This window comes from Streptomyces sp. N50, assembly GCF_033335955.1.
Lineage (GTDB): Bacteria > Actinomycetota > Actinomycetes > Streptomycetales > Streptomycetaceae > Streptomyces.
In genome coordinates this window covers 2,986,723-2,998,451 of the sequence record NZ_CP137549.1, presented here as the reverse complement: position 1 = coordinate 2,998,451, position 11,729 = coordinate 2,986,723, and the positions used below count along the sequence as shown (strand labels likewise).

Below are 11,729 nucleotides of genomic sequence, written 5' to 3'. Positions count from 1 at the left end.
GGTCTCACGGAGTCGTGCTGGCTAGGTCACTTCTTTACACGAACAGTCTTTGTGGACCGTGTCTCGAGAGTCATCTCGTCGGCCTCCGCGACCTTCGCCTTCAGTCGCACAGTACCCGCCGCGGCATCGACCACGTCCACCACCTTCGCAAGCAGTTTCGCAGTATCCGCGTTTCCGGAGACGCTGGCGAGCTGAACGGCCCGTCCCAGTTTGGCCGTTGCTCCATCGACATCTCCCGATTTGCGGAGATCGAGCCCTTGTTGGATGACTTGTGCCAGTTCGGCCTGGCCGGTGTAGTGCGCGACCTGGGGGTTGATGGACGTGGACGCCACCATGTCGTCGGTCCACACGGCCTTCACCAGGCCCTGGGCGCCCAGGTTTTGGGTACTTCCGTCGGGCTGCGGGACGACCAGCGAGACTCTCGCGGCCAGCATCTCCTGGCCGATGCCGGCCTCGGGGACCTCGACGCACACGTGGTAGTCACGGGACTCGTCTCCCCAGGAACCGGTGGGGTAGTCCCCGGCGCGGGGCCCCGCCTCGGTGCGGCGGTCGGTCAACTCCTCGACCCGGGGCGCGACTTGCTTGACGAACTTGATGGCCGTGCCCACCGGCGTCCACAGCCGCAGCGCGACGTCCGCGACCTCCTTGCCCATCGCCGTCTCCATCATCTTCGTGAAGTCGGCGGCGAGGTTGGCCGGGTCGGCGACGATGTCGGCGGTGCCGAGCAGCGCGGAGGCGATCCCTGTGACTTCTTTCACTTCCCAGTCGGTGCCGACGCCCCGCGCGTCACAGGTGAACCGTCCGGCGCAGGAGTCGAGGGCGGCCTTCAGGTCCTCCGGCGCCTCGTGCTCGTTGCGGCCGTCGGTCAGCACGATGCCGTGGCGGATGGAGACGTCCGCCGACGACAGCAGCCGGTCGGCCAGGCGCAGCCAGGTGCCGATCGCCGTACCGCCGCCCGCGCTCAGCTTGCGCAGCGCCTGCTTGGCCTGGTCGCGGGTCCGGGCGTCGGCCACCGCGAGCGCCCCGCCGCCCGGATAGACCTCCTTGGCGACATGCGTGCCGCCGATCACCGCGAAGTGCACGCCGTCGCGCAGGGTGTCGATCGCGGCGGCCGTGGCGTCGCGGGCGTTGCGCATCTTGGTCGGCGGGTAGTCCATAGACCCCGAACAGTCGACCATGATCGCCACGGCAGCGTCCGGGCCCTGACCGGCCGAGTAGAGATGGGGTGCCGCGACCGGGCTCCCGATGGTGCCGCCGCCGGTCGAGGTCACCGTGACGATCGCGTTGACCTCGCGCCCGCCCTCCGGCAGGTACTCGTTCTGGTACACGTCGACCGAGAACTGTGGCACGTTCGACTTCGAGAAATTGGCCATGCCTGCTCTGATCCCCCTCAAGTACCCCACCTGGATGGGGCGATGACTATATGCGGACCGGTCCCCACCGGTCCGAGGCCGTCCCCGTTTATGCGGCCTCAGCCGGATACTGCCCCTTGCGGCGGGGCCGGGAACGGCACGACGGCCACTGTTACGTTGTCGTGGCCCCCGCCGTCCAGCGCGTGACCGACCAGCACCTGGGCGCTGTGCAGCGGACGGACCGCCGCGTCGGCGGGGACGATCTCCGCCATCTCCTCGGCGGACTCCGCGTAGTTCCACAGTCCGTCGGTGCACACGATCACCACACCGGGCCGGTCCGGCTTGAACGAGGCGGTGTGCGGCTCCAGTTCGTACGCGTCGGCGCCGAGCCAGCCGGTGATCGCGTGGGCGCGCTCGTCGGCGTAGGCCTCCGCCTCGCTCATCAGGCCCGCGGCGACCATCTGGGCCGCCCACGAGTCGTCCTCGGTGAGCCGGGCCGGCGGTGAACTGCGGTCCACCGGGATCCAGTAGGCGCGGCTGTCGCCGACCCAGCCGACGACGAGGAGGGTCGGGGTGACGATGGACGAGACCAGCGTGCAGGCCGGCGCGTTCTGGTGCGGGGCGTGCTCGCGGGCCGTCGCGGGCTCCTGGGCAAGGGAGTTGACCGCGTGCGAGGCCGCGATGATCGCCTCGTGCATCGCCGCCTGCGGATGCGTGCCCTGCGGCAGCGCGGCCAGCAGCGCCTCTCCCGCCTCCCGTGAGGCCGCCAGCGAGGCCGCGTCGGGCCGCGTCGCCGACGACACCCCGTCACACACCACCGCGACCAGCGCGGGCGCCCCGTCGGGCAGCAGACACTGTCCTACGGCGAAGGCGTCCTCGTTGCGGTGGTGGCGCAGCCCGCGGTCGCTGACCGCCGCGAGCGGGCCCAACTCCTGCTCCATGTGGTCGCGTTCGCGGGGCTGGGCGTGCCCGCAGTTCTCGCAGTAGCCGTCCGGGTCGACCCGGCCCGAGCGGCAGGCCACGCACACCTTGACGCCCTCGCCCGCGGTCGGCGGATCGGCGGCGACCCGCGGGTCCGGTGCCTGGAGCGGGTACTCGTCGGGCTCCGGCGGCCGGTCGAACCGTACGCCCGACGCGGCCCCGGCCGGTGAACCGGCGGGCAGCGGCGGGGTGTTGGCGGGCAGGGGGGTGCCGCCGGAGTCGGTGCCGGGCAGGTCGGTGGGCAGATGGACCGTGGGCGGGGTCCCGGCGCCCTCCGGCTGGGGGACCACGGGCCAGTCCACGTCCACGGCCTCCTCGGGCGGGAGCGGCACCGCGCCGTTCATGGTGAGCGTCGGGTGGTCGTCCGGTGGCGCGGGCACGGCGGACAGGTCGTATCCGCACGCGCCGCAGAAGCGGTCACCGGACTCCAGGGGCTCTTCGCAGCTCGGGCAGGCGGAGAGCTGGGGCATCTGCGACATCAACTACACCCACGTCCGGGGGCGGTAACGGTTGGCTCGTTCCACCAGGTCGATCCTCTCCTCGCCGTCCCGTGCCAGCCGGGCCAGCGTGCGGTACGAACGCTCCAGGCCGAAGCGGAGTCCCCGCTCGTCCAGTTCGCTGCCGAGCAGCTCCCGCCGCGTGAGCGGTACGGAACCCTGGCCTCCGGAGAGTATCCAGTCGAGGGCGCGGCCGAGGACCTCGGCCGACAGCCGCTCGCGCCGGACGGCGTCCAGACCGTATCCCTCCAGCGCTTCCACCTGTCCGGCGGCCGCGGTCAGATCGTCCAGGAACGGCGTGTCGTCCGCCGTCGCGGCCCGCTCCCGAAGCCGCGCCCGTACGGCGGCCACCCGCGCGGCCGTGTAGTGGATGGAGGCCTCGGGCACCGACTCCAGCGTCCGTACGGCGCCGGGCCGGTCGCCGGTCGCGAATTGGACGCGGGCCAGGCCGAAGGCCGCGCTCACATAGGTCGGGTCGGTCGACCAGACCAGGCGGTAGTACTCGGCCGCGTTGTCCAGCTGCCCCAGCACCTCGGCGCACAGGCCCAGCGCCAGCTTCGGCGCGGGCTCGCCCGGGAAGGCGTCGTAGATCGCGTCGAAGGACAGCGCGGCGGCCTCGTAGTCGAGGGTCGCCAGCGCGGCCACGCCCGTGTACCAGACCACCCGCCAGTCGTCGGGCCGCTCGTCCTCCAGCTTCGCGAGGGCGTCCAGCGCGGTGTACGAGTCGCCGTTCTCCAGCCAGGCCCTGATCTGCCGCAGCCGGGTCTCCACGGACGGCGACGGCGCCGAGGCGAGCGCGCCGAGCAGTTCGGTCGCCGCGGTCGCCATCAGGCCCGCCAGGAAGCCCGCGTTCGGGTCGCTCGCGTCGACGTGCGGGACGGGCAGCGCGAGGGCCACGGCGGGGGAGTCGACCTGCTTGACGGTGGCCGGCGCGCTGCCGTTGAGCGCGGTCAACACCGGGCCGCCGTTGGGTCGTTCGTCAAGTGCCGTGCCGGAGCGGGCACTTGGGATCCGCTTCGGCGGCTGTACCGCTCTCGCCCCCAGCAGGGACACGTCCCCGTCCAGCTTCGGGAACAACTCCGTGTCCGTGACCTTCAGTTCGGGCCCGAACAGGGTGGACAGGGAGGGGCGGGCGCGCCCGGTCTGCAGCGAGACGACCTCGCGCAGGACGCCCGTCAGCTGCTCGGCCATCTCCTGCGCGGAGGCGAACCGGCGGGCCGGGTCGGGGTCGGTGGCGCGGACCAGGAGCCGGTAGAACGACTCGTAGCGGCGGAAGACCTCGATGTTGTCCGGGTCGGGAAGGGAGTCCACGAAGACGTTCGTGTAGCCCTGGAAGTCGAAGGTCATCACCGCGAGGGTGCGGGCCACCGTGTACAGGTCGCTCGCCACCGACGGGCCGACCTCCGCGACCTCCGGCGCCTGGTAGCCGACCGTGCCGTAGATGGCCGACTCGTCGTCGTCCATCCTGCGCACCGCGCCCATGTCGATCAGCTTGAGCTGGTCCTCGGTCTGGATCGCGTTGTCGACCTTGAAGTCGCAGTACAGGAGGTTGCGGCTGTGCAGGTGGCCGAGCGCCTCCAGGGCCTCGATGCCGTACGCGCAGGCCTGCTCCACCGGCAGCGGATCGCGCTTCCCGTCCGGCGTACGGCGGTCGTTGGCGATCTCCTTGAGGGACTTGCCGCCGACGTACTCCATGACGATGTACCCGTCCAGCGAACCCGTCCGCTGGTCCAGGTGCTCCACGAAGTTGTAGATCCGCACGATGTTGGCGTGCTCGATCTCGGCGAGGAAGCGCCGCTCGGAGATCGCGGCCTCCATCGCGTCCTGGTCGCCGGTGTCGAGGAGGCCCTTGAGGACCACCCAGCGGTCGGAGACCGCGCGGTCGACGGCGAGATAGACCCAGCCGAGGCCGCCGTGCGCCAGACAGCCCACGGTCTCGTACTGGCCGTGCACGATGTCGCCGGCTTCCAGCTTGGGCGTGAACGAGTACGGGTTGCCGCACTTGGTGCAGAAACCCTCCGTGCGCCCCGGGCTGTCACCGCGCGAACGCCCCACCGGCGCACCGCAGTCCGAGCGCGAGCAGAACCGCTTGCGCTCGGGCACCTCCGGGTTCTCCAGGACCATCTCGCGCGGGTCGGGCCGCGGCACCCCGGGCACCTGCACCAGACCGACGCCGAGCCGGCCGCGGCTGGAGGTCCCGGACGACGAGCCGGAGCTGCGCACCGACACCGAACGGCCGGTGGAGCGGCCCGACTCCGAGCGCGAGAGCCGTCCCGACACCGAGCGCCGCGACTTCGACGACTGCGACGACGTACGCGAACTGCGGCTGCTGGTACGGGAACTGCCGCTCCCCGAACCCCGTGAGCCCTTGCCGCTGGTCATCCCGGTGGGCGGTGAGCTGATCGCGCCCTTCGCCGACACCACCGGCGCCAGACCGCAGGTGTCGCAGTACAGCTCGCCGCCGCCGACGTCCTCGTACGACCCCTCGCAGCCCGGCCGTTGACACTTCTGCTGTGTCTCGCTCATGACCGACCCCGCTTCTTCCTCGTCACTCACGCGCCCGGCCCCCTCTGGTCCTCGGGACCGCCCTGCGGCTGTGGCCGCGGAGCGTTGAACTGCTCGGCGGCCGCGTGCTGGTAGCGCAGCACCGCCTGTTCGGCGACGCGCAGGTCGCAGGGCGCGCTCCACAGCATGCGGCGGGCCGCGTCGTACCGCTCGATCAGCAGCGGGTCCTCCGCGAGGCCGTGCCGGGCGACCTTCGCCTTGTACGCGTCGAGGCGGCCGCGCAGCTCCGCGCGGACCGCCAGCGGCTGGGTGACCGCGGTCAACGACTCGCGGGCGCGCAGCAGTTCGTCCTCCGCCTTCTGTTCCAGGGACTCCAGGAGCGGGGACAGGCGGTGCCACTGGGCGTGTCTGCGGTACTCGGCGGCCGTCGACAGCTGCTCCTGCAGCACGGTCGGCGGTCCGCCGACGACCGGCACCTCCGTGGCCGCGATCTTCGCGAGGACCTCACCGCGCGCGGTGCGCGCCTCGGCGAGCGTGCGGTCCGCGCGGGAGAGCACGTCCCGCAGCTTCACCAGCCGCGCCTCCGCGTCCTGCCGGACGGTGAGCACGGCGTCGATCTCGCGGCGCACGTCCTCCAGGGCGCGCGCCTCCCGGTCGTAGACCGTGGTGTCCGGGCGCCCGCCGCCGGGGGCCGAACTCCCCTGCGCCCGCACCCAGAAGGCCAGCGGGTCGGAGATGACCCGCTCGCGCAACTCGGTCAGGGTGCTGGTGATGCGCTCCAGGTCGTCGCCCGCCGGGTGCTCGCCCGGCCGGACGCCGACGGAGTGGGCGAGCTGGCGGGTGCGCTGCAACTCCGCGGCCAGTAAATCGATCCGGGCGGGCAGCGCGGACCACACCGCGTCCGAGGTGACGACCATGTCCAGCGAGTTCGCGTACAGGTCGTTCATCTCGTCGACCAGCCCGCTCAGCGAGAACTGGTGGCTCAGCTTGCTCGAACCCCCGGTCAGCGTCGGCATGTTGGCCGTCGCCGTGGTCGAACCGGCGACCGTGACGGACTCGCCGCGCAGCAGCTCGGTCAGCTCGACCAGGTCCTCACGGCTGGACCAGCGGCGCCGCGAGCGGATGCTCTGGGCGGCGTGGAACGCGTCCGTGTAGGCGTCGAAGTACGCCCACAGCAGCGTGATCGACGCGTCGGTGGACGCCCAGCGCTCCTTGGTCGTGCCGGTCAGCTCGGCGCCTTCGAGGAGTCTGCGGCCCGCGTGGTCCTGCAGGGCGAGGAGCGAGGTCTCGATGGCCTCGTGCTCCGCGCCGAGCCGCGCCAGCGCACGGTCCACCTCGTCCCGGTCCATTACCGGCCCGGGGGGTCCCGTGACGCCCATCGATCACCTCTCGCTGCGTTGTCGTTCCGTCAGTGGTCCGTGTGGTCGCTGTAGTTGATGGTCCGTCACTTGTAGTGCGGTGTGGGCGGGTCGGCCGACGTCGAATCCTTACCCAGGGTCGGCAGCAACCATTTCGTGTACGAGGCCCGCCAGTCGGCCGGGTCGGTGCGGTAGGTCTCCAGTATTCGGTTGACCCGGCGCACCAGGTCGGTGGCGCCCTTGTTCATCGCGACGCCGTAGTACTCCTTGGTGAAGGGGGTGCCCTTCAGCTCCACCGTCGGGTCCTGCGCGGCCTGGCTCGCGGCGAGCGCGCCGTCGGTCACCACCGCGTCCGCCTCACCGAGCTGGAGCTCCACCAGGCAGTCCAGCTGGTTGGGGACGGGGGGCAGGATCTGGACACTGGCCGGGATCTTGTGGCCCTTGTCCGCGTTCAGCTGGTCGTTCGCCGTGGAGCCCGACGCCGAGCAGACCCTCTTGTCCTTGAGGGTCTCGTTGTAGCCCGTGATCGTCGACGACTTCGGGGCGAGGACCTGCTGGCCGGTGAGGAAGTACGGGGCGGAGAAGGCGACGTCGTCGGCGCGCTCGCAGTTGATCGTCATGGTGCGGACCACCATGTCGACGCGGTTGCCCTGGATCGCCGGGATGCGCTGGTCGGTCGGGATGGCCAGGAGCTGGACCTTTTCGGAGCTGTAGGAGCTGCCGAAGATGTTCTCGGCGATGGCGTGGACCAGGTCGATGTCGAAGCCCTCCAGGTCACTGGAGGAGCTGTTGGGGTTGCGGTAGCCCCAGCGGTAGCTGTTCTGGTCGACGCCCACCCGCAGCACGCCGCGGTCCTTGATGGCCTTGATCGCGGCGCCCTCGTCGTCCGACGGGGACGGGCTCTGGTCCTGGATGGTGCTCTCGTCGCACTTGGGGGCCTTGGTCTGGACGCCCTGGACCGTCCGCTGTCCGTCGAGCCGCGCACCGTCCTCGCCGCGCGACTGGGTGAGCGGCAGCAGCAGGACGAAGGCGACCGCGAGGACGCAGACGGCCGCCATCGCGCCCACCCCGCCCCAGCCCTTCAGGCCGGTTCGCAACCGTCGCACCGCGCTCAGGCGGCGAAAGAAGTCACTCCGTGCTCGCATCGTCACGCCCCCTTTCACCGGTACTCCGACAGCCTGCGCCCGATGCCCAGTACGGCGCCGGCCGCACCGAGCACCGCGAGCACAGCGGCCCCGACGGTGAGGCCGGTCATCGCGTCCAGGCCGTCACCCGCGGACTGCCTGAACTCGTTCGTCTCGTGCGTCAGCGCCTTGTCCAGCGAGGCGTCCACGGTCCTGAAGCACTCGGCCGTCGACTCCTTCGTCGAATCGTCCGAGCCGATGACACCGGCACGGGCATCGTCGTACTTGCCCAACTCGTTGTCCTTCTGGACCTGTTTGTGGCGGGATATCCACACCGTCATCGAGCTGTTGGCGAGGGCGACGGGCTTGCGGCCCGCGGAGTCGTCGGCGAGCGAGTCGGCCAGTTTCAGGCCCTTGCCCAGCGCGGCGATCTCGTTGTCGTACCCCCAGGCGTAGGTGTCCACGACCTCGTCGTTCGCGAGTTTCTTCGTCTCCGAGCCGCGGCTGACCAGGGTGAGGTTCTCGTCGCTGCGCGCCCTGAGGGAGGCGATACGGGCGTCGTGCAGCACGTTGATCGACCTGACTCCGTGGTCGTACGAGTCGTCGAGGCCCGCGCGTGCGACGGTGTGGCCGACGACCACCCACAGCAGGACGACGGCGGTGGTGGCGGAGGCGGCGACCAGGCCGTGGTTCAGGACCCGGTTCGTGCGCTGGTAGTTGCGCCGCTGGGCGTAGGCCAGGCCGGCGAGCGCGAGGAGCCCGAGACCGATCGCGAACCAGGGGTACGGAGTCGCGTCCCCGTAGTCGGCGCTCAGCCGCTGGTTCTCGGCCTTGTAGAGGTCCTGGGCCTTCGGGAGCATCTGGTTCTGCATCATGTCGTTCGCGGCCCGCAGATAGGCGCCGCCCACCGGGAAGCCCTGCCGGTTGTTGGCGCGGGCCGACTCGACCAGGCCCTTGTACTCCGGCAGCCGTTCGTTGAGCTGCTTGATGAGGGTCGCGGACGTCGTGCCCGGGTCGGTGTTGGCGGCGGCGGTGACGAGCTTCGCGGCGGCGTCGCGCACGTCGTCCTCGTACTGCGTGCGGGTCGCCCGGGTCTCGTCCGGGCCCGCCAGATAACCGGTGGCCGCCATCGTGTTGGCGTCCGCGAGCGAGCGGTAGATGTCCGCCGCGTCGGAGCTCAGCGGCTGGCTGTGGTGGAGCACGTCGTCGGCCGCCGTGGCCCGGCTGTTGGTCTGCCAGGCGGCGACCGCGCCGAACGCGATCACCAGCACGGCCAGCAGCGCGCCGAGGGCCCGCAGCCGGCCCGGCTCGGTGGTGGCCGCCGCGCGCAGCCGGTCGACGCCCTCGGCGAACGCCGTACGGCGCGCGGGCGCGGCGTCCGGCGTACGCCGGGGCGCGGGCGCCCCCGGCCTGGCCGGCTGCGGCGGCAGCGCCGGCATCGTGGGCACGGCGGTGCCCGGTGGCGCCGTACCGTTCTTCGGCGGTTCTGTCACTGCTGACCTCCCCCAGGGTCATCCCGTCGCGGCAAGTATCGCCGCAGGGACTGACATTCCGCACCGGCCTTCACTGGATCTTGATCGGATCGCAGCGTGGCCACCGGATTTCCGGCACCACACAACGCCCCGCACCGCCCCCCTGTCCATGAATACGCCGTGGGAATCTGTTCGGTTCCCGGGTGTCAGTGCTCGTAATAGGCCCTGGCCCGCACATGTGCCCCGGCCGCGGCGCCCACATGGTCCAGACCGAGCAGCACGGCGCCCAGCACCGGCCGCGCGGTGACGACCGTCGCTACCGCCTTGGGCGCCTTGGCGGCCAGCAACTCCCTTATCCGATCGTCCAGTTGGGGATGCCGGGCGGCGAGGACGCTGCCGCCGAGCAGCACCGGCGCCTCCTCGTCGAGCAGGTCGAGGCGGGTCAGCGCGACCGTGGCCATCGCCACCACCTCCTCCGCCATCCGGTCCACGATCGAGCGGGCCACCGGGTCGCCGTCCACCGCCGTCGCGAACAGCACCGGCGTCAACTCGTGCCGGCGGTGGTGTTCGACGTGTTCCAGATGCAGCGCCTCGATGAGGTCGTACATCGACTCCAGGCCGAAGTACGCGGGCAGCGTGCGCGCCAGGGCCGTAGGGCCCCCGCGCCCGTCCTCCGCGCGGGCGGCGTGCCACAGGGCCTCCTCCGCCAGGCCCCAACCGCCGCCCCAGTCACCGGAGATACGGCCGATCGCCGGGAAGCGGGCGGTACGGCCGTCGGGCCGCATGCCGACGCAGTTGATGCCGGCCCCGCAGACGACGGCGACCCCGCGCGGTTCGGGGATGCCCGCGCGCAGCACGGCGAACGTGTCGTTGCGCACCTCCGCACTCGCGCCCCACCCGCGCGCGTGCAGCGCGGCGGCCAACTGCTCCTCCTCCACGGGGAAGTCGGCGTTGGCGAGACAGGCCGACACATGGTCGACCGAGCTCACCCCCGCCTCCGCGAAGGCGCGGGCGACGGCCTCGGCGACATTGTCGACGGCCGTCCCGATGCCCACGACCGGCGGCCGGAACCCGCCGCCGCGGGCCGTGGCGAGGATCTCCCCGTCGGCCGCCACGACCGCGACGTCGGTCTTGCTGTTGCCCGCGTCGACGGCGAGGACACTTGCGGTCAGGCCCACGCGAGGTGCTCCCGGTTGTGCGCGATCAGCTGGTCGGTCAGGGCGTCGGCGTACTCGTACTGGCCGATCAGGGGATGCGAGAGCAGCGCCCGGAACACCCGGTCCCGGCCCCCGCGCAGCGCGGCCTCCAGAGCGAGGTCCTCGTACGCGGTCACGTTGGCCATCAGCCCCGCGTACAGCGGATCAACGTCCGCCACGGCAAGGGGAGTCGCCCCCTTCGCGCCGACGGCGGCCTGCACCTCGATCACCGCGTCGTCCGGCAGGAACGGCAGCGTCCCCTTGTTGTACGTGTTCACCACCTGGTACGGACTCCCACCGCCGCCGAGCAGCGAGGCGGCGAGGTCGACGGCGGCCTCGGAGTAGTAGGCCCCGCCGCGCTTGGCGAGCAGCGCGGGCTTCTCGTCGAGGGCCGGGTCGGCGTACATCTTCAGCAACTCGCGTTCCATCTCGGCCACTTGGGAGGCCCGGGACGGCTTGGTCCGCAGTTCCCGTACGACCTCGTCGTGCGCGTAGAAGTAGCGCAGGTAGTAGGACGGGACGACGCCGAGCCGGTCGAGGAGGACCCGGGGCAGGCTCAGGTCGGCGGCGATGGCGTCGCCGTGCTCGCCGAGCAGCTTGGGCAGCACGTTCTCGCCCTCGGGACCGCCGAGCCGCACACCGGTCTCCCAGGTGAGGTGGTTGAGGCCCACATGGTCGAGGTGCACATCGGTCGGGGTGACCCCGAGCAGCCCGGCGAACTTCCGCTGGAAGCCGATCGCCACGTTGCACAGGCCGACCGCCTTGTGGCCGGCCTGGAGCAGGGCGCGGGTGACGATCCCCACCGGGTTGGTGAAGTCGATGATCCAGGCGTCCGGGTTCGTACGCCGGACCCGCTCGGCGATGTCGAGAACCACCGGTACGGTCCGCAGCGCCTTGGCGAGGCCGCCCGCGCCGGTCGTCTCCTGGCCGACGCAGCCGCACTCCAGCGGCCAGGTCTCGTCCTGCTCGCGGGCCGCCTGCCCGCCGACGCGGAGCTGCAGCAGCACGGCGTCGGCGCCCTCGACCCCGGCGTCCAGGTCGGACGTCGTCACGATCCTGCCCGGATGCCCCTGCCTGGCGAAGATCCGGCGGGCCAACCCGCCCACCAGTTCCAGGCGTTCGGGCGCCGGGTCGACGAGGACGAGTTCCTCGACGGGCAGGGTGTCCCTCAACCGGGCGAAGCCGTCGATGAGTTCGGGGGTGTAGGTCGAGCCTCCGCCGACCACGGTGAGTTTCATGTGGGG

General features: G+C 71.5%; 8 protein-coding genes. All 8 read right to left on the bottom strand.

The window, feature by feature from the left end; translation table 11 throughout:
- Positions 1 to 26: 26 nt before the first annotated feature.
- The 8 genes from R2B38_RS13110 to R2B38_RS13075 all read right to left on the bottom strand — a co-directional run bounded on the left by R2B38_RS13110 (position 27) and on the right by R2B38_RS13075 (position 11,723).
- Positions 27 to 1,373: a VWA domain-containing protein gene (locus R2B38_RS13110; RefSeq protein ID WP_318016389.1), complete on the bottom strand. Its 1,347-nt coding sequence runs from the start codon at positions 1,371 to 1,373 to the stop codon at positions 27 to 29.
- Between the two features lie 98 nt (positions 1,374 to 1,471).
- A complete protein-coding gene (locus R2B38_RS13105; RefSeq protein ID WP_318016388.1) occupies positions 1,472 to 2,815 on the bottom strand; it encodes a PP2C family serine/threonine-protein phosphatase in 1,344 nt (447 codons plus the stop codon).
- Positions 2,816 to 5,356: a serine/threonine-protein kinase gene (locus R2B38_RS13100; RefSeq protein ID WP_318016387.1), complete on the bottom strand. Its 2,541-nt coding sequence runs from the start codon at positions 5,354 to 5,356 to the stop codon at positions 2,816 to 2,818.
- Positions 5,357 to 5,382: 26 nt separating this feature from the next.
- Positions 5,383 to 6,714 carry a hypothetical protein gene (locus R2B38_RS13095; protein WP_199811079.1) on the bottom strand — a complete coding sequence of 444 codons (1,332 nt, stop codon included), beginning with the start codon at positions 6,712 to 6,714 and terminating at the stop codon, positions 5,383 to 5,385.
- Between the two features lie 65 nt (positions 6,715 to 6,779).
- Complete coding sequence (locus R2B38_RS13090; protein WP_318016386.1) at positions 6,780 to 7,838, bottom strand: glutamate ABC transporter substrate-binding protein; 1,059 nt, start codon at positions 7,836 to 7,838, stop codon at positions 6,780 to 6,782.
- Between the two features lie 14 nt (positions 7,839 to 7,852).
- Positions 7,853 to 9,310: a hypothetical protein gene (locus R2B38_RS13085; RefSeq protein ID WP_411978446.1), complete on the bottom strand. Its 1,458-nt coding sequence runs from the start codon at positions 9,308 to 9,310 to the stop codon at positions 7,853 to 7,855.
- 185 nt (positions 9,311 to 9,495) lie between these two features.
- Entirely contained in the window at positions 9,496 to 10,467 is a 972-nt protein-coding gene (locus R2B38_RS13080; RefSeq protein ID WP_318016385.1) for an N-acetylglucosamine kinase, read from the bottom strand.
- Complete coding sequence (locus R2B38_RS13075; protein WP_318016384.1) at positions 10,458 to 11,723, bottom strand: 6-phospho-beta-glucosidase; 1,266 nt, start codon at positions 11,721 to 11,723, stop codon at positions 10,458 to 10,460. Before R2B38_RS13075 ends, R2B38_RS13080 begins: the two co-directional genes overlap by 10 nt.
- Between the last annotated feature and the right edge of the window lie 6 nt (positions 11,724 to 11,729).